The 23,409-nt window shown below is 76.0% G+C and carries 19 protein-coding genes; 11 read left to right on the top strand and 8 right to left on the bottom strand.

Annotated features, from left to right (window positions below; genetic code table 11):
• Positions 1–197: 197 nt before the first annotated feature.
• The 4 genes from GWJ10_RS07055 (at position 198) to GWJ10_RS07040 (ending at position 6,539) form a co-directional block, all read left to right on the top strand.
• Complete coding sequence (locus GWJ10_RS07055; protein WP_163186457.1) at positions 198–707, top strand: PPOX class F420-dependent oxidoreductase; 510 nt, start codon at positions 198–200, stop codon at positions 705–707.
• Positions 708–748: 41 nt separating this feature from the next.
• Positions 749–2,857 carry a cytochrome c oxidase assembly protein gene (locus GWJ10_RS07050; protein WP_163186455.1) on the top strand — a complete coding sequence of 703 codons (2,109 nt, stop codon included), beginning with the start codon at positions 749–751 and terminating at the stop codon, positions 2,855–2,857.
• A gap of 227 nt (positions 2,858–3,084) precedes the next feature.
• Entirely contained in the window at positions 3,085–4,026 is a 942-nt protein-coding gene (locus GWJ10_RS07045) for a type IV toxin-antitoxin system AbiEi family antitoxin domain-containing protein (protein ID WP_163186453.1), read from the top strand.
• A gap of 128 nt (positions 4,027–4,154) precedes the next feature.
• Complete coding sequence (locus GWJ10_RS07040) at positions 4,155–6,539, top strand: prolyl oligopeptidase family serine peptidase (RefSeq protein ID WP_241005702.1); 2,385 nt, start codon at positions 4,155–4,157, stop codon at positions 6,537–6,539.
• 78 nt (positions 6,540–6,617) lie between these two features.
• On the opposite strand, the gene GWJ10_RS07035 is transcribed toward GWJ10_RS07040, so the two are convergent.
• Together GWJ10_RS07035 and GWJ10_RS07030 are read right to left on the bottom strand one after the other, a co-directional pair.
• Complete coding sequence (locus GWJ10_RS07035; RefSeq protein ID WP_061267027.1) at positions 6,618–6,824, bottom strand: hypothetical protein; 207 nt, start codon at positions 6,822–6,824, stop codon at positions 6,618–6,620.
• Between the two features lie 130 nt (positions 6,825–6,954).
• Positions 6,955–7,692: an alpha/beta hydrolase gene (locus GWJ10_RS07030; protein ID WP_163186451.1), complete on the bottom strand. Its 738-nt coding sequence runs from the start codon at positions 7,690–7,692 to the stop codon at positions 6,955–6,957.
• Between the two features lie 50 nt (positions 7,693–7,742).
• Here GWJ10_RS07030 and GWJ10_RS19800 point away from each other — a divergent pair, with 50 nt between their 5' ends.
• Positions 7,743–8,648, top strand: coding sequence for a WYL domain-containing protein (locus tag GWJ10_RS19800; protein ID WP_241005701.1), 906 nt, complete (start codon positions 7,743–7,745; stop codon positions 8,646–8,648).
• Between the two features lie 10 nt (positions 8,649–8,658).
• Here GWJ10_RS19800 and GWJ10_RS07015 read toward each other — a convergent pair whose 3' ends face one another.
• Positions 8,659–9,024: a VOC family protein gene (locus tag GWJ10_RS07015; protein ID WP_163186449.1), complete on the bottom strand. Its 366-nt coding sequence runs from the start codon at positions 9,022–9,024 to the stop codon at positions 8,659–8,661.
• 41 nt (positions 9,025–9,065) lie between these two features.
• Positions 9,066–9,767, bottom strand: a complete 702-nt coding sequence (locus GWJ10_RS07010; protein ID WP_043659720.1) for a TetR/AcrR family transcriptional regulator — start codon at positions 9,765–9,767, stop codon at positions 9,066–9,068.
• Positions 9,768–9,896: 129 nt separating this feature from the next.
• Between GWJ10_RS07010 and GWJ10_RS07005 the strand changes: the two genes are divergently transcribed.
• The 4 genes from GWJ10_RS07005 to GWJ10_RS06990 all read left to right on the top strand — a co-directional run bounded on the left by GWJ10_RS07005 (position 9,897) and on the right by GWJ10_RS06990 (position 16,957).
• Positions 9,897–12,953 carry an MMPL family transporter gene (locus GWJ10_RS07005; RefSeq protein WP_163186447.1) on the top strand — a complete coding sequence of 1,019 codons (3,057 nt, stop codon included), beginning with the start codon at positions 9,897–9,899 and terminating at the stop codon, positions 12,951–12,953.
• Positions 12,950–15,379, top strand: coding sequence for a YhgE/Pip domain-containing protein (locus GWJ10_RS07000; RefSeq protein ID WP_163186445.1), 2,430 nt, complete (start codon positions 12,950–12,952; stop codon positions 15,377–15,379). The genes GWJ10_RS07005 and GWJ10_RS07000 overlap by 4 nt, the downstream gene beginning before the upstream one ends.
• A 106-nt stretch (positions 15,380–15,485) precedes the next feature.
• Positions 15,486–16,574 (top strand): hypothetical protein, encoded by a 1,089-nt coding sequence (locus GWJ10_RS06995; RefSeq protein WP_076403823.1) that lies wholly within the window; start codon positions 15,486–15,488, stop codon positions 16,572–16,574.
• 122 nt (positions 16,575–16,696) lie between these two features.
• Positions 16,697–16,957, top strand: coding sequence for a hypothetical protein (locus GWJ10_RS06990; RefSeq protein ID WP_076403822.1), 261 nt, complete (start codon positions 16,697–16,699; stop codon positions 16,955–16,957).
• A gap of 112 nt (positions 16,958–17,069) precedes the next feature.
• Here the strand turns inward: GWJ10_RS06990 and GWJ10_RS06985 are convergent, their stop codons facing one another.
• From GWJ10_RS06985 to GWJ10_RS06970, 4 genes are read right to left on the bottom strand one after another with little or no spacing between them, the layout of a single operon-like run.
• A complete protein-coding gene (locus GWJ10_RS06985) occupies positions 17,070–17,381 on the bottom strand; it encodes a hypothetical protein (RefSeq protein WP_076403820.1) in 312 nt (103 codons plus the stop codon).
• 44 nt (positions 17,382–17,425) lie between these two features.
• Positions 17,426–19,744 carry a heavy metal translocating P-type ATPase gene (locus GWJ10_RS06980; protein ID WP_163186443.1) on the bottom strand — a complete coding sequence of 773 codons (2,319 nt, stop codon included), beginning with the start codon at positions 19,742–19,744 and terminating at the stop codon, positions 17,426–17,428.
• A gap of 46 nt (positions 19,745–19,790) precedes the next feature.
• On the bottom strand, positions 19,791–20,762 hold the full coding sequence (locus tag GWJ10_RS06975; RefSeq protein WP_163186441.1) for a heavy-metal-associated domain-containing protein: 972 nt from the start codon (positions 20,760–20,762) through the stop codon (positions 19,791–19,793).
• On the bottom strand, positions 20,759–20,971 hold the full coding sequence (locus GWJ10_RS06970) for a heavy-metal-associated domain-containing protein (protein ID WP_163186813.1): 213 nt from the start codon (positions 20,969–20,971) through the stop codon (positions 20,759–20,761). Before GWJ10_RS06970 ends, GWJ10_RS06975 begins: the two co-directional genes overlap by 4 nt.
• A gap of 50 nt (positions 20,972–21,021) precedes the next feature.
• Here GWJ10_RS06970 and GWJ10_RS06965 point away from each other — a divergent pair, with 50 nt between their 5' ends.
• Together GWJ10_RS06965 and GWJ10_RS06960 are read left to right on the top strand one after the other, a co-directional pair.
• Positions 21,022–21,264 carry a hypothetical protein gene (locus tag GWJ10_RS06965; protein WP_163186439.1) on the top strand — a complete coding sequence of 81 codons (243 nt, stop codon included), beginning with the start codon at positions 21,022–21,024 and terminating at the stop codon, positions 21,262–21,264.
• A gap of 43 nt (positions 21,265–21,307) precedes the next feature.
• Positions 21,308–23,332 (top strand): NHL domain-containing thioredoxin family protein, encoded by a 2,025-nt coding sequence (locus tag GWJ10_RS06960; protein ID WP_163186437.1) that lies wholly within the window; start codon positions 21,308–21,310, stop codon positions 23,330–23,332.
• Positions 23,333–23,409: the final 77 nt, after the last annotated feature.

Raw genomic sequence — 23,409 nt, 5'->3', positions numbered from 1 at the left:
CTCCGGGTGGTGCGGGTGGTGTGGTCCCGTGCGCGGCCGGAGGGCGGACGGAGCCTCGCGAGCCCCCGGCGAACCCGGCCCAGTATGCCAGCGCGGACCCCGCCGGACCGGGCGTCGTCCACAGGTCCGGGTGGGGAGAGGTCCCCACCGTGCGGTGCGCCGGGAATGCCCCGCGGGCCGGCGACGGTTGCCCCGGCATGAGCACCGACGCCCGTGACATCTCCCATGACACCGCCCGCGACGCCCCCGGCCGCGCGCCGCGCGCCGCGCTCGGGGACCCCGCGCTCCTCGACCTCGTCGCCGCGCGCCGCCAGGGCGTCCTCGCGACCGTGAAGAAGGACGGGCGGCCCCAGCTCTCCAACGTGCTCTACGTCTGGGACCCGGAGGACGGGCTCGCGCGCGTCTCCGTCACCGCCGACCGCGCGAAGACCCGCAACGCGGCGCGCGACCCGCGCGTCTCGCTGCACGTGAGCGCGGAGGACTTCGCGGGCTACGCCGTCGTCGAGGGCGACGCCGAGCTGAGCGCCGTCGCGCTCGACCCCCACGACGACGCCGCCGACGAGCTCGTCGCGACCTACCGCGCGGCCACCGGGGGCGAGCACCCCGACTGGGAGGAGTTCCGGCGCGCCATGGTCGCGGACCGCCGCCAGGTGCTGCGCGTGCGCGCGACGAAGGTCTACGGGATGGCCCGCCTGTCCCGGCCCTGAGCCGTGACCGGAGGGGCCCGCGCGGTCGATACCCTGGTGGGGTGACCACCACTGCCCTGCGCCGCGCGCCCTCGGACGCCCGACCCGCGAACCCGTGGTGGCTCGTCGTCGCCGGGCCGTTCGCCGTCGTCGTCGCGGTCGTCGCCGTCCTCGCCGCCGGCGCGTTCTCGGCCGCGTTCACCGTCCCCGCCGGCTTCCCGGACCCGGGCGCCCTCGCGCGCCTCGGCACCCCGGTCGTCACGGTGCTCACCGAGCTCGCCGTCGCGCTCACGCTCGGCTCGCTCGTCCTCGCGGCGTGCGTGCTGCCCGCAGGGACGCCCGTGCGCAAGGCGCTCGGCGTCGCGGGGGCGGCGTCGGCCACGTGGGCGGTGCTCACCGTCCTGCAGGTCGTGCTGCGCTACTCCTCCATCTCGAGCACGCCGGTCACCAACCCGACGTTCGGCGACCAGCTCGGCCTCTTCGTCTCGCAGGTCAGCCTCGGCCGGAACTACCTCGCGATCGTCGTCGTCGCGGCCCTGACGTCCGCCGTCGCGCTCGCCGTGCGCAGCGCGACCGGGGCGATGTGGACCGCGGCCCTGGCGCTCCTCGCCCTCGGGATGCAGGCCAACACCGGCCACGCAGCCGGTGCGGTGAGCCACGAGCTCGCCGTCTCGTCGATGTTCCTGCACCTGGCCGGCGCCGCGCTGTGGGTCGGCGGGCTCGGGACGCTCGCCGTCGTGCGCGTGCGCGGCGGGCTGGGCCGCGCGGACTTCGCGTCGTCCGTCGCGCGGTACTCCGCGATCGCGCTGTGGTGCTACGTCGCCGTCGCCGTCTCGGGCATCGCGAACGCGAGCATCCGGGTCGACTCCCTCGCCGGCCTGACCACCGACTACGGCATCCTCCTGCTCACCAAGCTCGCGCTCCTGCTCGTCCTCGGCGCGGTCGGCTTCGCGCACCGCGAGCTCGTCGTGCGCCGCCTCGCCGGCCCGACGGCGGCCCCTCGCCCGACCGGGGACCCCGCCCCGGCGAGCGGTGCCGGGACGGGCGGGACGTCGTCGTCCACGAGCGCACGGGCCGCGGCAGCCGAGGGGACGCGCTGGCTGTTCTGGCGCCTCGTCGCGGTCGAGCTCGCGATCATGGGCGCCGTGTCCGGCGTCGCGGTCGCGCTCGGGTCCACCGCCCCGCCCGTGCCGCAGGAGGAGCCGCTCGACACCTCCGCCGCGTACCAGGTGACGGGGCACGCGCTCCCGCCGGAGCCGACGCTCGCCCGCTGGTTCACCGAGTGGCGCTGGGACCTGCTGCCCGCTTTCGCGTGCGTCGCGGCGATCGTCGTGTACCTGCGCTGGGTGCGCCGCCTCGCGCGGCGCGGCGACTCGTGGTCGGTGGGGCGCACCGTCTCCTGGTGCCTGGGGATCCTCGTCCTGTTCTGGGTCACGTCCGGCGGCCCCGCCATGTACGGCCACGTGCTGTTCAGCGCGCACATGGTCCAGCACATGATCCTCGCGATGGTCGTGCCGATCTTCCTCGTGCTCGCCGCACCCGTCACGCTCCTGGTGCGCGCGGTGCCGCCGCGCAAGGACGGGTCGCGCGGACCGCGCGAGTGGGTGCTCGCCCTCGTCACGTCGCGCGTGGGCCAGTTCTTCGCGAACCCGGTCGTCGCGGCGGTGAACTTCGCCGGCTCGATGATCGTCTTCTACTACACGCCCGCGTTCGAGTACGCGCTCACGACGTACGCCGGCCACCTCGTCATGCTGGTGCACTTCACGCTCGCGGGGTACCTGTTCGCGAACGCGCTCGTCGGGATCGACCCCGGCCCGCACCGCCCGCCCTACCCGCAGCGTCTGCTCCTGCTGTTCGCGACCATGGCGTTCCACGCGTTCTTCGGCGTCGCGCTCACGTCGGGCGAGGAGCTGCTCGTCCCCGAGTGGTTCGGCCTCCTCGGCCGTGAGTGGGGCCCGAGCGCCATCGCCGACCAGCAGCGCGGCGGCGCCGTCGCGTGGGGCATCGGCGAGCTGCCGACCCTCATCCTCGCGATCGTCGTCGCCGTCATGTGGACGCGCTCCGACGAGCGCGAGGCCAAGCGTCGCGACCGCCAGGCCGACCGCGACGGCGACGCCGAGCTCCAGGAGTACAACGACATGCTCGCGGAAATGTCGAAGCGGAACGACTGACCGAGCCCCCGTTCCGCCCCCTCCCGCCCCCGCCCCCCGTCTCCGCCGAACACGGGGTTGGAGACCGAGAATCCGGGATTTCGGTCGCTGATCGCGTGCTCGCGGGTGGTGATGGTGGTCAGGGCCGACTCTTTGTGGTTTTGCACAGGGTCGGGTTTGGGCGGGGTGTTCACAGGGGCGGAGCCTGCGTGCCGCAGTGGACCGGGCGTCGTGCTGCCATGCCGCTCATGGCGTTCTCACCGGAGCTGGACCGGCTCGTCGCTGCGCAGGCCGGGCTCGTGTCGATCGACCAGCTGCTCGCCGCAGGGGTCTCCTCGCGCGTCGCTCGTCGTCGCGTCGACTCGGGTGCCTGGGCGCGCGTCACGCGTGGTGTCTACGACCTCTGGCCGCCGGGCGGTCAGCGCTGGGACTGGGACCATCGACGGCGGAGATCGGCGTGGGCGGGCCTGCTCGCGTTCGGCCCGGAGGCCATCGCCGTCGGGACGACGGCGCTCGTGCTGCACGGCGTCCAGGGGATCCCCGTCGGGGTCGCCCCGGAGGTCGCCCTGCCCCGTGCGAGCGACCGCACCACGCGCGACGGCATCCGCCTGCGGCAGTTCGACGACGGGATGACCACCGTCCAGATCGGTGGGCGAGCCGTCGCGACCGTCGAGCGCGCCCTCGCCCAGGCGGTGCCCGAGCTGCCTCGCGCCCACGCGCTGGCCGTCCTCGACTCCGCGCTGCACCGGCGGTCGACCGACCCCGACGGGCTCGCGAGGGCGCACGACCTGGCACGCGGGCGCCGTGGCGTCGCCGCCACGCACTCGCTCTGGGGAATGGCGGACGGCCGCGCGGAGTCGCCGTTGGAGTCCTTCGGGCGGCTCGACTGCGTGGATGTGGGCGTGCCGCCTGACGTCCTCCAGCTGCCGGTGCTCGACGCGGACGGTCGCGTCGTCGCGCGGGGAGACATGGGTTGGCGCCTCGGTGGGGGACGGTGGCTGGTGGCGGAGATGGACGGAGCGGACGTGCACTCCGACCCTCAGGCCGTGTACGCCGATCGCACGCGCCAGAACCGTCTCGCCGCCTCGGGCACGATCGAGCTGCTCCGGTTCACGGGTCGTGACGTGCCGGGCGGCGTCGGCCCCGCGGTACGAGCCTTCCTCGGCCATCGCGGCGCCCTCCCCGCGTGACAGAGGCCCGAACACGGGAGAGGCGACCGTCGAGCACGGGGTTGAAGACCCGAATCGGCGGATTCCGGTCTCTGACCCCGTGTTCGGCGGGAGCCGTTTCCGGGGGAGGGGCGTGATAGGACGTACGGGTGAGCAATCTGGCTGGCACGCCCGGTACACCCGACCCGACCGTGGGACCGTTCCACGATCTCGACCGATATCTCGCGATCCCGCGCGTCGGGGGCCTCGCGCTCTCGCCCGACGGGACGCGCCTCGTCACGACCGTCCAGACGCTCGACCCGCAGCGCACCGGGTACCGGGCGGCGCTGTGGGAGGTCGACCCGGCGGGAGAGGCGCCCGCGCGTCGGCTGACGCGCAGCACGAAGGGCGAGTCGAGCGCGACGTTCACGGGCGCGGGCGACGTGCTGTTCACGTCGGCGCGGCCCGACCCGGACGGCGGCTCCGACGACGACGCGACGTCGGCGCTGTGGCTGCTGCCGGCGTCGGGCGGGGAGGCACGCGTGGTCGCCACGGCGCCCGCGGGCGTGAGCGGGCCGCTCGCGGCGACGGACGCGCCGGTCGTGTCGGTCGCGGCGTCGGTGCTGCCGAGCGCGCGCGACCTCGCGCACGACGCCGAGCTCCGGTCGGCGCGCAAGGACGCGAAGGTCGCGGCGATCCTGCACAGCGCCTACCCCGTGCGGCAGTGGGACCACGACCGCGGCCCCGACGAGGCGCACCGGTTCGTCGGCGACCTCACGACGCTGGTCGACGCGCCCGCGCAGCCCCTCCCCGCCCCGGCCGCCCCGACCGACGCGCCCGCGCCCTCGGGCAGCGCCGCGCCGCTCGCCGCCGCGCCGCTCGCCGCGGGAGCGCAGGGCACCGCCGCGGAGCACGCCGCCGAGCACGCCGCAGCCGAGCACGACGCGCGGCTGCTCGACCTGCGCGACGTGAGCCGCGGCGTCGGGCACGACGGCACGGCGCCGGGGCGCGCGCTGCACGAGCACTCGGCGGACCTGTCCGCCGACGGCACGACGCTCGTCACGACGTGGCAGGTGCCGGGTCCCGGCCCGCAGGTGCGCAGCACGCTCGTCGCGATCGACACGGCGACGGGCGCGCGCCGCACGCTCGTCGACGAGCCGCGCGCGGAGGCGCACTCGCCCCGCATCTCGCCCGACGGCGCGTGGGCCGCGTTCGTGCGCGAGACGATCTCGACGCCGCACCAGGCGCCGGAGGAGAGCCTCGCCGTCGTGCCGCTGCACGCGCCGGACGGGCCCGCCGGGACGGCTGAGGGCCACGACGACTCGGCGACGACGCGCGCCGAGAACCACGCGTCGCCGCGCACGCTCGTGCCGCACTGGGACCGCTGGCCGACGTCGCTGCGCTGGCTGCCCGACGGCTCGGGCCTGCTCGTCACCGCGGACGACGACGGCCGCGGCCCGGTCTTCCTCGTCCCCTTCGACCCCGCGGGCAACGGCGCGGCCGAGCACGGCACGGCGGAGCGCGTGACGAGCGACGACGCGACGTTCACGGACGTGCAGGTCGCGCCCGACGGCCGGACGCTCTACGCGCTGCGGACGAGCTACCTCGAGCCCGCGCACCCGGTGCTCGTCGACCTCGGCGCGTTCCTCGACTCCGGCACGGCGGGCGGCCGCACGCCGGTGCCCGCGACGCCGCTGCGCGGCCCGGTCGCGACGCCCGACCTGCCGGGCACGCTCGTCGACGTCGAGACGGCGGCGGGGGACGACGTGCGCGTGCGGGGCTGGCTCGCGCTGCCGCACGGTGCGTCCGCGGAGGACCCGGCACCGCTGCTGCTGTGGATCCACGGCGGCCCGCTCGGGTCGTGGAACGCGTGGAGCTGGCGCTGGAACCCGTGGCTGATGGTCGCGCAGGGCTACGCGGTGCTGCTGCCGGACCCGGCGCTGTCGACCGGGTACGGGCAGGACTTCGTGCAGCGCGGGTGGGGCGCGTGGGGCAAGGCCCCGTACACGGACCTGCTCGCGATCACGGACGCCGTGGAGGCGCGCCCGGAGATCGACGCCACCCGGACGGCCGCGATGGGCGGGTCCTTCGGCGGGTACATGGCGAACTGGGTCGCGGGCCATACGGACCGCTTCCGCGCGATCGTCACGCACGCGAGCCTGTGGGCGCTCGACCAGTTCGGCCCGACGACCGACCACGCCTACTACTGGGCGCGCGAGATGACGGACGAGATGGCGCTGGAGAACAGCCCGCACCGGTTCGTCCAGGACATCGTGACGCCGATGCTCGTCATCCACGGCGACAAGGACTACCGCGTGCCGATCGGCGAGGGCCTGCGGCTCTGGTACGAGCTGCTCGCGTCCTCCGGGCTGCCCGCCGGCCCGGACGGCGACACGGTGCACCGGTTCCTCTTCTACCCGGACGAGAACCACTGGATCCTCCAGCCGCAGCACGCGAAGGTCTGGTACCAGGTGGTCCTGGCCTTCCTCGCGGAGCACGTGCTGGGGGCCGCCCCGGGCGAGGGCGACGCCGCGCTGCCGACGACGCTCGGCTGACCGGGTCGCCGCCCGCGGGCGGCGGCCCGCAGGGCTCAGTCCGTCGACCGCCGTCTGACGCCCGTCATCAGACCGCCGTCAGGCGACGGTCGACGGGAGCCCCGCGGCCGCCGCGCGCCAGCGCCGCACGAGGCGCCGGTCGGCGGCGCCGCGCGCGGCCGCCCACAGGCAGTGCTGGGTCGTCTCGCGGTGCTCGAGGAGCGCGTCGCGGTCGTTCTCGAGCGCCCAGAGCAGGGCGGTGCGCACCTCGGTGCGCGAGGGGGCGGAGGGCAGGGTGTCGTGCATGGTCCGTCTCGTCGTCCGTCGTTCTGCGGCGGCCGGTCGGCCGTCCACACGAGGAGACGGCAGAAGTCTCCGTCTGTGACGCGACTTCGGAGACTTTTTTCCGGAACGTGCACGATGTCTCACCCGAAGGTCAGGAGACGGCGTCGACGATCACGGCCGCGAGGTCCCGCGGGCGGGAGAACATCGGCCAGTGGCCGGTCGGGAGGTCGACGTAGGTGACGTCCTCGACCTCGCCCAGCTCGGTGTGCAGGGGCGGCCCCGGGTGCGCCATCTCGGCGAGGACGGCGGACGGGATCGACGAGCAGACGGCGGTCGCGGGCACCTTCAGGCGGCCCGGGTCCGACACCCGCACCGCCCCCCGCGCGACGGGCCCGGGGGTGGGCACCGCCCCCTCGCGGAACCGCGCCAGCGCGGCCTCGTCCAGCCCCTCGAGGCTCGACCCGGCCTCGGCGAGCTCCTCCCACGTCGGGAGCGGGACCTCCGCGGCGTCGGCCGGGAGGCCCGGCGACAGCGCCGCGCCGTCGACGAGCGGGCCCGTGTCGACGTAGACGACGCGCTCGATGCGCGCGGGGCCCCGGTCGAGGGCCTCCTGCACGACCGGCCCGCCGCCGCTGTGCCCCACGAGCACGACGCGGCCGTCGAGCCCGTCCACGAGTTCCGTGACCGCGGCGACGTGGTCCGCGCGCGTGACGTGCGCGCGGTCGGCGGCGGTCGCGCCGGGCTCCAGGCCCGGCAGGGTCACCGGGTGCGGGACGAGGCCGACGGCCTCGAGGTGGGGGACGACGTCGTCCCAGGCCCACGCGCCGAGCCAGAAGCCGGGGACGAGGACGACGTGGACGGGCTGCTCGGGTGTTCCGTGGGTGCTCATGCAGCCACCCTCGCAGGGTGTTGGTGACACCTGTCTGTCACCATTCTGGGGTGAACAGGACGGAGCGCCTCTACGCGCTCGCGGAGGAGCTGCGCCGCGCGGGCCGGACGGGCACGACGGGGCCGCGTCTCGCCGCGGCGCTCGAGGTGAGCGAGCGGACGATCAAGCGCGACGTCGCCGCGCTCCAGCAGGCCGGGCTCACGATCTGGGCCCAGGCGGGGCCCGGGGGCGGGTACGTGCTCGACCCGAGCGCGTCGCTCCCGCCCGTGAACTTCACGCCCGGCCAGGCCGTCGCCGTGGCCGTCGCGCTCGCGACGCTCCCGCCCGGCAGCCCGTTCGCGGTCGACGCCCTCGCCGCCCGCGGCAAGGTGTGGGACGCGCTCGGCGCGGGCGACCGTGCACGGGCCGAGGCGCTCGCCGCGCGCGTGTGGGTCCGCCACGCCGCGCCGGACCCGGACCGGCCCGACGTCGTCCCACCCGAGAGCCCGCCCGACGCCGTCCCGCCCGCGAGCCCGCCCGACGTCGTCCCGCCCGCAGCAGGCCCGCCCGCCGTCCCGGCCGACGCCGTCCCGCCCGCCGCTGTCCACCCGGGAGAGCCGTACGGCGACACGACCCCGCCGGGCCGGGGTGACGTCGTCGGGCGCGCGCGGACCCACCTCGGGGTGCTGCGCGCGGTCGAGCAGTCGATCGCGGGCGGGCGCGTGCTGGCGATCCGGTACCGGGACGGGCGCGGGGCGACGTTGGCGCGTCGCGTCGAGCCCGTGCTGCTCGCGCACACCGACGGCCGCTGGTACCTCGTCGCGTGGTGCCGCACGCGCGAGGCGATCCGCTGGTTCCGGCTCTCGCGCGTCGAGCGCGCGGACCTCACCGCGGAGGCGTACGACCCGCGCCCCGTCGCGGACGTGGGGGAGCCGCCCCCGGGCTCGGCCGCGGTGTACCGCCCCGACCCCGCCTGACGCGGAGGGGTCAGTCGCCGCGCAGGACGCAGAACTCGTTGCCCTCGACGTCCGCCAGGACGACGAACGTCTCGTGCTCGCCCTGCCCGACGTCGACGCGGCGTGCGCCGAGCCCTTCGAGCCGTGCGACGTCGGCGGCCTGCGTCGACGACGAGAAGTCGAGGTGGAGGCGGTTCTTCACCGTCTTGCCCTCGGGGACGCGCTGGAAGACGAGGCTCGGCGGTCCGAGGATCGTCTCGCCGTCGCGCGGGAAGAGCACGGCCTCGCCGTGCGGCCCGGTCTCGCGCCCCGTCCACCCGAGCGCGGCCTGCCAGAAGTCCGCCACGGCGGCGGGGTCGGCGCAGTCGACCACGGCGCCGCTGAAGGTGAGTGTCATGGCGCCAGCGTGACGTGCGCCACCCACGCCGGGGGCGGTTCTCAGTCCGCGGCGGGCAGCGGCTCGACGAGCCGGCCGACGAGCGCCGGGAGCCAGTCCGCGCTCTGGGCGCGCTGCACGGCGTCGTCGCCCGCGGGGCTGAGGAACGCGTCGCGCGCCGCGCACGTGTACGCGCTGATGAGCACGCGCGTCGCGGCCGCCGGGTCGATCGCGAACCGCATGCCGACCTCGGTGAGCACGCGGGTGAGGATGCCCGCGAGCTCGGCGCGGAACGACTCCTCCTGGTCCGCGAACCGCGCCGCGACCTGCGGGTCGCGCAGCGCGAGCAGCTCGAGCTCCGCGCTCATGAGGCACCAGCGGCGCTCGTCGCGCGGGTCGGCCATGACGGCCGCGACGATCGCGGCGATCGTGTCGGGCGCGATGACGCCGTCGCGGACCGGGTCGTCGGGCAGGTGCTCGACGGCGGCCTCGAGGTTGCGCATGCGCGTCCGAATCTCGCGCTCTGTGAGGGCGAGGAACAGCGACTCCTTCGACTCGAAGTTCGAGTAGAACGCGCCGCGGGTGAAGCCCGCGGCCTCGCACACCGCCTCGATCGAGGTGCCGTTGATGCCGTGCTCGGCGAAGAGGCCGTAGGCGGCGTCGAGCAGGCGCTCGCGCGTGCGCTCGCGGCGCCGCGAGAGCGGTGCGTCGCTCTCCGCGCGGTCGACTCGGGTCGGGTCGAGGTCCGTCGTCACGCCGGACATGCTCCCACTGTCGGACGGCGCCGCCCGAACCGGGCGGCCTTGCGATGCACGAGTGTATCCGATACGTTCGCGCATCGGATACAGCGGCGTATCCTCGAATCCGTCTGCACTCTCCCCGGGAGGCCGCTCGTGTCCTCAGCGCTGTACTCGCTCGGCCGTTGGGCGGTCGGGGCGCGCCGGCTCGTCCTCGTGGCCTGGATCGGCATCCTCGTGCTGGCCGGAGGGCTCGCCGGGCTCGTCGGCCAGGGCCTCGACGACGAGGTGACCATCCCCGGCACCGAGTCGCAGGCCGCGCTCGACCGTCTCGCCGCCACGTTCCCGCAGGTCAGCGGGGCGTCCGCGCAGGTCGTCGTCGTCGCTCCCGACGGCTCGACCATCGAGGACGACGCGGTCCGCGGCCCCGTGGAGGACGCCGTCACCGCGCTCGGCGACGTCGACGGCGTCGCCGCCGTCACCTCCCCCTACGACGACACCATGCCCGCGTCGGTCAGCGACGACGACGTCGCGACCCTCATGACCGTCCAGCTCGACGAGGGCCAGAGCGAGGTCACCGACGCCACGAAGGACGCGCTCGGCGACGTCGTCGACGACCTCGCCGCGGCCCTGCCCGACGGCGCGCAGGCCGCCCTCGGCGGCCAGCTCTTCAGCACCGAGTTCCCGACCCTCACCGTCACCGAGGCGCTCGGCCTCCTCGTCGCGCTCGTCGTGCTCGTGCTCACGTTCGGCTCGTTCGTCGCGGCCGGGCTGCCGCTCCTCAACGCCGTCGTCGGGGTCGGCGTGAGCATGGGACTCCTGTTCGCCGCGACCGCCGTCGCGCAGATCAACTCCACGACCCCGATGCTCGCCGTCATGCTCGGCCTCGCCGTCGGCATCGACTACGCGTTGTTCATCGTGTCCCGGCAGCGCGACGAGCTCGCGACCGGCCTCAGCGTCGAGGAGGCCACGGCGCGGGCCGTCGCGACCGCCGGCTCGGCCGTCATCTTCGCGGGCCTCACCGTCATGATCGCGCTCGTCGGCCTCGGCGTCGCCGGCATCCCGTTCCTCACCGTCATGGGCGTCGCCGCCGCCGTCGGGGTCGGGCTCGCCGTCCTCGTCTCGATCACGCTGCTGCCCGCCATGCTGGGCTTCGCGGGCGAGCGCCTCCGCCCGAAGGCGCCGCGCCGTCGTGGGCGTGGGCGACGGCGTGCGGCCGCGGGAGCGGACGGCGGAGGGCCGGCCGGGGCGACCGGGTCGCCCGGGCGACGGACCGGACGAGCGGTGGGGGCGGCCTCGGATGCGAGAGGGCGTCAAGCCGCGCTCGTGAACCCCCGCCCGGACGACCCGGGTGACGGCGCGGCAGCCCCGAGCACCGAGGGCGCCCCCACCGCGGACCCGACCAGGGACCTCTCCGACCCGACCAGGGACCTCTCCGACCCGACCAGGGACCTCTCCGACCCGACCACGACCGAGCACCGCAACCGGTTCTTCGCGGGGTGGGTGCGTGCCGTCACGCGGATCCCGCTGCTGACCATCGGGCTCGTCGTCGCCGCGATCGTGCTGCTCACGCTGCCGGCGCGTAACCTGCAGCTCGCGCTTCCCGACGCGGGGACGCTGCCCGAGGACAACCAGGCGCGCGTCACGTACGACCTCGTGTCGGAGCACTTCGGCCCGGGCTTCAACGGGCCTCTCATCGTCACGGGCACGATCGTCACGTCCACGGACCCCGTCGGTCTCATGAACGACCTGGGCGACGAGATCGCGGACCTCCCGGGCGTGGCGGACGTGCCCCTCGCGACGCCGAACCTCACGGCGGACACGGGCATCGTGCAGGTCGTCCCGACCGGCGCGCCGGACTCGGAGGAGACGAAGGACCTCGTCACGGAGATCCGCGCGCAGCACGACCACTTCCTCGACGAGTACGGCGTCGACCTCGCGGTCACGGGGTTCACGGCGGTCGGGATCGACGTCTCGGCGAAGCTCGGGGCGGCGCTGCTGCCGTTCGCGTTCGTCGTCGTCGGCCTGTCGCTCGTGCTGCTGACGATGGTGTTCCGGTCGGTCGCGGTGCCGATCAAGGCGACGCTCGGCTACCTGTTCTCGGTCGGCGCGGCGTTCGGCGTCGTGACGCTCGTGTTCGAGCACGGGTTCCTCGCGGACGCGCTGCACGTGACACGGCTCGGGCCGGTCATCTCGTTCATGCCGATCGTCCTCATGGGCGTGCTGTTCGGCCTCGCGATGGACTACGAGGTGTTCCTCGTGGCGCGCATCCGCGAGGACTACGTGCACTCGGGCCAGGCCCGGCGGTCGATCTTCACCGGGTTCCAGGCGTCGGCGAAGGTCGTCACCGCGGCCGCGGTCATCATGTTCGCCGTGTTCGTGGCGTTCGTGCCCGAGGGCGACATGAGCCTCAAACCCATCGCGCTCGGCCTCGCGGTCGGCGTGCTCGTCGACGCGTTCGTCGTGCGCATGACGCTCGTCCCGGCCGTGCTCGCCCTGCTCGGCGACAAGGCGTGGTGGATGCCGCGCTGGCTCGACCGGGTGCTGCCGTCGTTCGACGTCGAGGGCGAGGGGCTGTCGAAGGAGCTCGCGCTCGCGGACTGGCCGGAGCCGGGCAGCACGGACGCGGTCGTCGCGCACGACCTCGTCGTCGCCGGCGCGCGCGGCCCGCTGGCCGAGCCGGTCACGGTCCGGGTGCCCGACGGCGGGTCGCTCGTCGTGCACGGGGAGTCGCCCGCGGCGGTGTCCGGGGTCGTGCTCGCGCTCGCGGGGCGCCTGCGCCCGACGAGCGGGGCGCTCAAGGTCACGGGCCTGGTGCTGCCGGAGCGTGCGCTGACCGTGCGGCGCCGCGTCGCGCTCGTGGACCTCGCGGCGGACGTCGCCGCGCTCCCCGGCGACGCCCCGGCGCCCGCGGCGCACCGCGTGCCGGCGGCGGCGAGCGTCGCCGAGGTCCTGCGCGAGCGGCCCCGGCTCCTGGCGGTGGTCGGGACCGACGCCGTCACGTCGCCCGCCGAGCGGGCCGCGCTGGCCGAGGTGCTCGCCGACGCGGCGGGGCGCGGCACGGCGGTGGTGCTCGGCGCCGTCGGCCCGGCACCGACGGACCTCGCCCCGCCCGGGACGCCCGTCCTCGACCTGCACGACCCGCACCACCCCGACCGCACCGTCCCCGCCGCGCCCGTCGTCGGCCCGCGCACCGAGGAGGTGCCCGCATGAGCGTCTTTCCGCCCGAGCCGGTCCCGACCGACCCGACCGCCGACCCGACCTCCCCAGGGGCGCCGACCGGCGGGACGCGCCCCCGCCGCGTCGACGCCCGGCGCGCGTGGACCGTGGCCGCCGCCGTCGCGCTGCCCCTCGCCGTCCTCGGCCTGCTCCTGTGGGCGCTGTGGAACCCGCAGGAGCGGCTGGACACGGTCAAGGCCGCGGTCGTGAACCTCGACGAGCCGGTCGAGGTGGACGGCCAGACCGTCCCGCTCGGCCGTCAGCTCACCGCCGGGCTCGTCAGCGGGGGCGCCGCCTCGACCGACACCGGCGCGGTCGCCGTGCAGCCCGACCCGGGGACGACGAACTACGACTGGGTCATCACCGACGCGGACGACGCCGCGGCCGGTCTCGCCGACGGCACGTACGCGGCCGTCGTGACGATCCCGGAGAACTTCTCCGCGGCGGCCACGTCGTTCGGCGGCGACCCGTCGGCCGCGACGCAGGCCACGCTGTCCGTCGAGACGACGCCCGGCGGGCGGGTCGTCGACGAGGCGCTCGCGCGCATCGTCACCACGACCGCGACGTCGGTGCTCGGCACGACGCTCACCGAGAACTACGTGGACGGCGTCCTCACCGGCTTCACGACGCTCCACGACCAGCTCGGCGAGGCGGCCGACGGCGCGGACCAGCTCGCCGACGGCGCCGCCCAGGCGAGCGACGGGGCGACGCAGCTCGCGTCGGGCGCGGGCGAGGTCGCCACCGGGGCGGGCGCGCTCGCGTCCGGCGTCGGCGAGCTCGGCACGGGCGCCGACGGCCTGGCCGCCGGGGTCGGGGAGCTCGGCAGCGGCGCGGACCAGCTCGCGTCGGGCGCGCAGGGCGTCGCGAGCGGCGCCCAGGGTCTCGCCGCGGGGTCGCGGCAGGTGGCCGACGGCGTCGACCAGAGCGCCGCGGGCGCGGGGCAGCTGGCCTCCGGGGCGCAGAGCCTCGCGGGCGGCGTGGGTGCGCTGTCCACCGGGGCGTCGGACCTCGCGAGCGGGCTCGGCGCGCTCGACGCCTCGATCGCGGACGTGCGGCTGCCCGACGGCACGTCGACCGGCCGGTCGCTCCCGGAGACCGCGACCGCGCTCGCGACGGGCTCGCGCGACGTGGCGGGCGGCCTCGTCCAGGTCGTGGCCGGTCTCGAGCAGCAGCGGGTCGCGGCGGGGTGCGTCGACGGGTCGACGGACCCCACGTGCGGGGTGCTCGACCAGCAGCTCGAGGTACTGAGCCCGCTCGCCGCCGACGCGGCGGGCGTCGCCGCGGGGAACGCGGCCCTGGCGGGCTCGCCGTCGGGCCAGGGTGGTGCCCCGACCGGTCTGTACGCGCTCGCGGCGGGCGTCGACCGGCTCGCCACGGGCGCCGACGACCTGTCCGCAGGCGCGGCGCAGGCGTCGACCGGGGCCGCCGGCGTGGCCCAGGGCGCGGCCGCGCTCTCCGCCGGGCTCGGGCAGCTCGCGCCCGGGGTGGACCAGGTCGCGGACGGCGCGGCGCAGCTCTCCGGCGGCGCGGGCCAGCTGTCCACCGGGGCCGACGGCCTGGCCGCCGGGGTCGGGGCGCTCGGCAGCGGCGCCGACCGGCTCGCCGACGGCGTCGGCGCCCTCGGGACCGGCGCGGACCAGCTCGCGACCGGCACCCAGGAGCTGGCGACGGGCGCGGGCGACCTCGCGGGCGGCGTCGGGCAGCTCGCGGGCGGCACGTCCGACCTCGCCGACGGTCTGGGCGAGGCGACCGGGCAGATCCCCTCGTACACCGACGCGGAGCGCGAGAACCTCGCGAGCGTCGTGGCCGACCCCGTGGCCGCGCCCGGTGTCGACGACCTCGGGACCGGCTCGACCGGCCCGCTGTTCGCGGTGCTCGCGCTGTGGCTGGGCGCGCTCGCGATCTTCGTCGCGTTCCCGCCGGTCCCGGCACGGCTCCTGGGGTCGACGCGCGGCCCCGGCCGGCTCGCGCTCGCGGCGCTCGCGCTCCCGGCCGGGATCGCCGCGGCGACCGGTCTCGTGGTCGGCGGCGTCCTCGCCGCGGTCGAGGGTGCGAGCGTGGGCGGCTGGATCGGTCTGCTCGCGTCCGGGGCGCTCGCGTCGGTCGTGTTCGTCGCGCTCAACCAGGCGCTCGCCGCGCTCCTCGGGAACGTGGGGCGCGCGATCGGCCTGCTCGTCGCGGTGCTGCTCGTCGCGACCGGCATCGTCGCGACCGTCCCGGCCGCGCTCACGAGCCTGCGCGACGTCCTGCCGGTGGGCTCGGCGCTCCGCCTGCTCACGTCGATCGTCGACCCCGGCGCGGCCGGGGGAGCGGGCGACGCCGTGGCGCTGGTCCTGTGGGGCCTCGTGTCCGTCGCGGTGACGACGCTCGTCGTCGCGCGCCGCCGGTCCGTCCGGGTGGAGCAGCTCCTGCGCGCCTGACGCGGGTGCGGCGCGCCGCGGTGCGCGTGTGGGCGGCTGCCGCCAGACTCGCTCGGCAGGACGCGGGCGGCGGGAGCCGTCCGCCGGGCGAGGGGACGGTGCACCGATGGACCAGCAGAAGGCACGGGAGATCAAGTCGCAGCTCGCGGACTACGCGCGCGAGCTCGCCGAGCGGTCGGGCCTGCCGGGCCGGTCGGACACGGCGATCGAGGCGCGCGACGTGCCCGACGCCGCGGAGGTCGTGCGCGCCCCCACGCTCGCGATCGGGCTCGCCCCGCACGACGACGGCGGGTACGCGATCGCGGTCCGGTACCGCCTCGGGGTGCCCACCGCGCGCAGCATCGCGCGCAAGGTCGCCTCGGAGGCGGGCGACACGGTGGACGTGCGGCGCACGGGACGCATCCGTCCGCTCGCCGCCGCGCCGGGCGCCGGGCGTGCCCGCGGCGACGGCCCGGGCGTGCGCCCGCCCGTCGTCACCGCGTACGCGACCGGCGAGACCGGCCGCGTCCGGCCGCTGCGGCCCGGGGTCTCCGTCGCGCACGTCGACGTCACCGCGGGGACGCTCGGAGCGTTCGTGCGCGTCGCGCCGCCGGCGGTCGACGGCGCCGACGAGGCCTCGGTCTACGCGCTGTCCAACTGGCACGTGCTCGTCGGCTCGCCGGCCGCCCGGGTGGGGGACGTCGTCGTGCAGCCCGGCCCGGCCGACGGCGGTCGCGCGCCCGACGACCGCGTGGGGACCCTCGCCGGGCTGGTCCCGCTCGAGGCCGGGATCACGCAGACCGTGGACGCCGCGGTCGCGCTGCTCGACGACCCGGACGTCGACCCGGAGTACCCGGTCGGCCGGATCACGACGACGGCGGTCGCGCTGGGCGGCGAGGTCGTGGGCAAGTCGGGCCGGACCACGGGCGTCACAGCGGGCCGGGTCACGGCGATCGAGCTCGACGACGTCGTCGTCGGGTACGGCGACGGGCTCGGTGCGCTGCGCTTCGACGACCAGATCGAGGTCGAGTCGACGGGAGACGGGCCCTTCTCGCGCGGCGGCGACTCGGGGTCGCTCGTGTACCGCGAGGACGGCGTGGCGCTGGGGCTGCTGTTCGCGGGGTCGGAGACCGGGGGCGCGAACGGCACCGGGCTCACGTACTGCAACCCCATCGGGACCGTGCTCGATCGGCTGGGTGCGACGCTGCTCGGCTGAACCGGCACGACGCTGCTCGGGCCGTCCGGACGGGTCTGCTCGCCCGATCCCCGGAGGGTGGGGCGGTCGGCCCTGCCTTCCGGCCGCCGTCGGGCGCACAATGGGTGCGGGAGGTGGTTGCCGTGGCGACCCTCGAACGAGCCCGGGAGGCCAAGGCCGCGCTGCGCGACGAGCTCGCGGGCCTCGACGGCGTGACCGGCGTCGGCATCGCGCGCGCCGACCTGACCGGCGGCCCGGTGCGCGGTGCGGGGACGTCCGGCGTCGGCGACGACTGGCTGCTGCGCGTGAACGTGACGTCCGACGACGTCGCGGTCCCCGAGACCGTGGACGGCGTGGACGTGGAGGTGCGCGTCGTCGGCGACGTGACGGCGTCGCGCGCCTGAGCCTCTGCCGCACGACCCGTCCGTCGCACGACGCGTGCCCGGCACCGCACCGGGAGGGTGCGGCACCGGGCACGAGGGCGCCGGGACGACGCGCGGTCGGTGATCCGTGCGGTCAGGCGGCGCGCGCGTACCGGGCCGGGTCGGCGTCGAACAGCGGCCCGCACGACGAGCAGCACAGCCAGTAGCGCACGCCCTCGTGGTCGCGCACGAGCCCGGCCGCCTCGGCGTGGGCCTTCGCGACCATGCTCCCGCGCATCACGGGGCACTCGGCGAGGTCGTCGTCCGCCGCCTCACTCGTCGCAGGCGCGACCCCCGCGGCGGTCGCGGGCGCGTGGTGGTGCGCCGCGTCGTGCGCACCGTGGTGCCCGCCGTCGTGCGGGTGGTCGTCGTGGCCGGGGTGCGTGTCGTCGTGGTGCTGGCACATGCGGGGTCCTCCTGGAGGGTCGTCAGTCGGGGTCGGGGTCGGGGTCAGACGCCGGCGAGCCGGGCCGTCGGGGCGGTCGGGGCGGGCGTGCCGGGGTGCGTGCCGGTCGCGCGGCTGGAGAACGAGCGCAGCCGCAGGCTGTTGCCCACCACGAAGACGCTCGAGAACGCCATCGCGGCACCGGCGAGCATGGGGTTGAGCAGGCCGAGCGCGGCGAGCGGGATCGCGGCGACGTTGTAGGCGAAGGCCCAGAAGAGGTTCACCTTGATCGTCCCGAGCGTCCGACGCGCGAGCCGGATCGCGTCGGCCGCGGAGCGGAGGTCGCCCCGCACGAGCGTGATGTCGGCGGCCTCGATCGCGACGTCCGTGCCCGTCCCCATGGCGAGGCCCAGGTCCGCCTGGGCGAGCGCGGCGGCGTCGTTCACGCCGTCGCCGACCATCGCGACGACCTTGCCCTCGCCCTGGAGCCGGCTGACGACGTCGACCTTGTCGCGCGGCATGACCTCCGCGATGACCTCGTCGATGCCGACCTCGGCCGCGATCCGTCGGGCGACGGTCGCGTTGTCCCCGGTGAGGAGCACCGGGGTGAGGCCGAGCGCGCGGAGCTGGCGGATCGCCTCGGCGCTCGTGGGCTTGACCGCGTCGGCCACCACGAGGATGCCGCAGGCCTGCCCGTCCCAGCCGACGACGACGGCCGTGCCGCCCTGCTCCTCGGCGCGCGCCTTGGCGTCGGCGAGCTCGCGCGGGAGGTGCTGCGCCCACTCGGCGAGGAGCGACTCGCGGCCGACGAGCACGGCGTGCCCGTCCACGACGCCCTGCACGCCCTTGCCCTCGACGTTGGTGAACTCCGTGGGCACGGGCAGCGGGCCGACCTCCTGGACCGCGCCGCGGGCGATCGCCCGGGCGACGGGGTGCTCGGAGGCTTCCTCGAGTGCGCCCGCGAGGCGCAGGAGCTCCGCGCGGTCGGTGCCCGTCCCGGTGACGACCTCGGTGAGCGTCATGACGCCCGTCGTCACGGTGCCCGTCTTGTCGAGCACGACGGTGTCCACGGAGCGCGTCGACTCCAGGACCTCCGGCCCCTTGATGAGGACGCCCATCTGCGCACCGCGTCCCGTCCCGACGAGCAGCGCCGTCGGGGTCGCGAGGCCCAGGGCGCACGGGCACGCGATGATGAGGACCGCGACGGCGGCCGTGAACGCCGCCGAGGCCGGCGCACCCGCCCCGAGCCACGCGCCCAGCGCGCCGACGGCGATCGCGATGGCGATGGGGACGAAGATCGCGGAGACCCGGTCGGCGAGGCGCTGGACCTGCGCCTTGCCGGACTGCGCGTCCTCGACGAGGCGCGCCATCTGCGCGAGCTGGGTGTCGCCGCCGACGCGCGTCGCGCGGACGACGAGCCGCCCGCCGGCGTTGACGGTCGCCCCGGTGACGGCGTCGCCCTCCCCGACCTCGACGGGCACGGACTCGCCCGTGAGCATCGAGGCGTCGACGGCGGACGTGCCGGCCACGACCGTGCCGTCCGTCGCGATCTTCTCGCCCGGGCGCACGACGAACTCGTCGCCCACGGCGAGGTCCGTGATCGGGATGCGGGTCTCCGCCCCGTCGCGCAGCACCGCGACGTCCTTCGCGCCGAGCTCGAGCAGGGCGCGCAGCGCGGCGCCCGCCTGCCGCTTGGACCGCTTCTCGAAGTAGCGGCCCGCGAGGATGAACGTCGTGACGCCCGCGGCGACCTCGAGGTAGATGTTCGCCGCGCCGTCGGTCCGGGCGACCGAGAGCGTGAACGGGTGCGTCATGCCCGGCTCCCCGGCCGTGCCGAGGAAGAGCGCGTACAGCGACCAGAGGAACGCGGCGCTGGTCCCGACGGAGATCAGGGTGTCCATGGTGGCCGCGCCGTGGCGCAGGTTGGTCCACGCGGCGCGGTGGAACGGCCACGCCGCCCACACCACGACGGGCGCGGTGAGCACGAGGCTCGCCCACTGCCAGTACGTGAACTGGAGCGCGGGGACCATCGCCATCGCGATGACCGGGACCGACAGCACGACGGCGCCGATCAGCCGGTGCCGCAGCGCGGTGAGCTCCGGGTCGTCCGCGTCCGCGCCCGCGTCCTCGTCGGCGGTGGGGGCCTCGGCGCGCGGGACCTGCGCCGTGTAACCCGTCTTCTCGACCTCCGCGATGAGCGTGGCCGCGTCGACGCCGTCCGGGACGGTGACCTTCGCCTTCTCGGTCGCGTAGTTCACGGTCGCGGTGACGCCGTCGAGCCGGTTGAGCTTCTTCTCGATCCGCATGGCGCACGAGGCGCAGGTCATCCCCCCGATCTCGAGCTCGACGAACGTCCCCGGCGACGGGGCGGCCGATGCCGTCATGAGGTTCTCCTTCCGGCCGGGCAGCGGGCTGCCCGGTGCAGGGTGGTCAGTGGTCGTCGTGCGCGGCGGGGTCGTCGTCGGCCGGGGCGTCGGCCGGGGCCTCGTCCGGCGTCGACGTGGCGCCGGTGGCCTCGACGGTGAAGGCCGCGGTGCGGACCTGGCCCTCGACCTGGAAGTCGAGGTACAGGAGGTACCGGCCCGCGGTGGGTGCCTCGACGGCGAACGCCACGGTCGGGCCCGAGACCTCGCCGGGCGCGGCCTCCGCGCCCTCGGGGTGGGCGTGCAGGTAGGCGAGGTCGCCGTCGCGGAGCGCGACGAGGTGGCCGAACGCGCCGAGGTACGGCTCGAGCGTCGTGACCGGCTCGCCGTCCCGCGTGACCTCGAGCGTCAGCCGCGAGGCCGTGCCGACCTGGAGGCTCCCGTCGAGCGTGACGTCGTACCCGTCGACGGACGCCGTGGTCGTGGGCGCTCCCGCCCGGACGGGCACGACGTCGCCCGCGACCTCGACGGTGCGGCTCAGGGTGATCGGGTCGCCGCCGGTGGGGACGGCGTCGGCGTACACGCGGTAGGTGCCCGCGGCGTCCCACGTCCAGGGCACCGACCAGCGGCCGACGTCGTCCAGCTCGGGGTGGGCGTGGCGGTAGTGCGCCCCGTCGGAGCGCACGACGACGAGGTGCAGGCGCTGCTCGTGCGCGACGGCGAAGTCGGTCACCGGCGCGCCCGTCGGATCGGTCAGGGTGAAGGCGAGCTCGCCGGGCGTGCCCGGCGACTGCGGCGCCTCGATCTCGCCGAGCGTGTAGCCGCCCTGCTCCAGGGACAGTCCGCCGACCATCTCCGCTCCTCTCGTGGTCTCCTGCGGGGGGTCGTCGCTCGTGGCGGCGTGCTGCTCCGGCGCGTGCGCGGCGGGCGGCTCCGCCAGCGCGCCCTCGGGGACGACGGCGCCCGCGACCGCGGCCGAGGCCACGAACACGACCCCGAGCCCGGCGACGTAGAGCGCGATCCGGGCGGGGGCTCTCATCGCGTCCGCTCCGCCGTGTAGCCGGCCTCGTCGACGGCGGCGAGGACCGCGGCGTCGTCGAGGGGCTGGTCGGCCGTGACGATCAGCCGACCGGTGGTCGCGCTCACGTCGATCGCGGTGACGCCGGGCACCTGCCCGACCTCCTCGCGCACCGACATCTCGCAGTGGCCGCACGTCATCCCGGTCACCTGGTACTCGATCTCGACGATGCTCACGACGTTCCTCCTCCGTGCTGATACCCCCATGGGGTATGGCTAGGATGGCGAATATACCCACAGGGGGTATCGAGGTCAAGGAGGAGAGATGGGCGACGTGGACAGGCCGGACGTGGCAGGTCGCCGGGTTCGGCGTCGCCGTGCCCGGCGCGACCCCGGAGCACCGCACGCTCGACGGCGGCGGGCTGCTCACCGAGCTGCGTGTCGGGGGCGACCTGGTCGCCGTGGTCGGCCTCGGCGCGACGCGGGAGCTCCACGCGCTGCGCCGAGACCTGCGCCGCCCCTGAGGCGTCGTCGGTCCACAGCGCGCCGGCGCGCGAGAATGGCCGCGTGACCACCGAGCGACTTCCCCGTGTCCGCGCGTCCGAGCTCGTCGGGCGCGGCTGGCTCAACACCGGCGGCCGCGACCTGACCCTCGCCGACCTGCGCGGCAAGATCGTCCTGGTCGACTTCTGGACCTTCTGCTGCGTCAACTGCCTGCACGTCCTCGACGAGCTGCGCGAGCTCGAGGAGCGGCACCGAGACGTGCTGGTCGTCGTCGGCGTGCACTCGCCGAAGTTCGAGCACGAGGCGGACCCGGCGGCGCTCGCGGCCGCGGTCGAGCGGTACGAGGTCCACCATCCCGTGCTCGACGACCCGGAGCTCGTCACCTGGTCCGCGTACGCGGCGCGCGCCTGGCCGACGCTCGTGGTCGTCGACCCCGAGGGCTACGTCGTCGCGCAGATGGCGGGGGAGGGGCACGCGTCCGCGATCGCCGCGCTCGTCGAGGAGCTCGTCGCGGAGCACGACGCGAAGGGCACGCTGCACCGGGGCGACGGCCCGTACGTGGCGCCCGAGCCGTCGTCGGGCACGCTGCGCTTCCCCGCGAAGGCGATCGAGCTGCCCGGTGGCAACATCCTCGTCGCGGACGCCGGGCACCACGCGCTCGCCGAGCTCCTGCCCGACGGCGAGACCCTCGTCCGGCGCATCGGGTCCGGCGAGCGCGGGCTCGCCGACGGCGGCCCCGAGGACGCGCGGTTCGCCGAGCCGAACGGGCTGTGCCTGGTCCCGGTCGAGCTCCGACCGTGGCTCGGGTACGACGTCGTCGTCGCGGACACGGCCAACCACGTCCTGCGCGGGGTCCGCCTCGAGGACGGCCACGTGACCACCGTCGCGGGGACGGGCGAGCAGTTCATGGTCGGCGGGGTCGAGAACGTCGTGCTGCGGGAGGGACGGGGCGCCGACGTCACGGGCCACGGCCCTGCCGAGGCGGGCGGGCAGTACGCGCCGCTCGACGTGCGCCTCTCGTCGCCGTGGGACGTGGCCTGGTCGCAGGACCTCGCGGCGTTCGTCGTCGCGATGGCCGGGAACCACACGCTGTGGGCGTTCGACGGCGAGCAGGGCTCGATGACGCACCTCGCCGGGACCATGAACGAGGGTCTGGAGGACGGGCCGGGAGCGTCGGCCTGGTTCGCCCAGCCGTCCGGGCTGGCCGTCGCACCCGACGGCGCCGTCTGGGTCGCCGACGCCGAGACCTCGGCGCTGCGCCGCGTGACCGCGGTCACCGGTGGAGATGTCGAGGTGCGGACCGCCGTCGGGCAGGGGCTGTTCGACTTCGGCCACCGCGACGGCCCGGCCGAGCAGGCGCTGATGCAGCACCCGCTCGGGGTCGCGACGCTGCCCGACGGGAGCGTCGTCGTCGCCGACACCTACGACGGCGCGCTGCGCCGGTTCGCGCCCGCGGCCGGTGACGCCGGGAGCGTCGGGGACGACACCTCCGGAACCCGCCTCGCGGGCGAGGTCACGACCCTGGCGACGGGCCTCGCGGAGCCGAGCGGCGTCGTCGTGCAGGTGGGCGAGGGGCCGGACGGCGAGCCGCAGGTCCACCTGCTGGCTGTGGAGTCCGCGGCGCACCGCCTGACGCGCGTCGCGCTCCCGGCGTCGCTCGCGGGCGAGGTGCTCGACGGCGGCGCGCACCGCACGCAGCGCCCCGTCACCGACATCGGGGCCGGGCCGCTGTGGCTCGACGTGCCGTTCGTCCCGGCGCCGGGGCAGAAGCTCGACGACCGGTTCGGCCCGTCGACGGAGCTGCGCGTGAGCGCGACGCCGCCCGAGCTGCTGCTGTCCGGGGAGGGCGTCGGCGTCGAGCTCGGCCGCGACCTGGTCATCAACCCCGCGGTCGGGGAGGGCGTGCTGCACGTGACGGCCCGGGCAGCGTCGTGCGACGTCGTCCCGCTCGGCCCGGACGGCGAGCCCGACCCGGACGTGTTCCCCGCGTGCCACCTCGCGCAGCAGGACTGGGGCGTGCCGGTCCGCGTGGTCGACCGCGGCGAGCCGGGGGACGTCCCGTCCCTCACGCTCCCGCTGCGCGGCTAGACCACGGTCCGCACCGGGGCCGTCGGTGGACGTGCGCGGGGTCGGGCTCCGACGGAGCCCGACCCCGGTGACGCATG

The organism is Cellulosimicrobium sp. SL-1 (assembly GCF_011033075.1).
GTDB classification, from domain to species: Bacteria; Actinomycetota; Actinomycetes; order Actinomycetales; family Cellulomonadaceae; genus Cellulosimicrobium; species Cellulosimicrobium funkei.
Note: the sequence above shows the minus strand (reverse complement) of the source record. Positions and strands in the feature narration are given on the sequence as shown.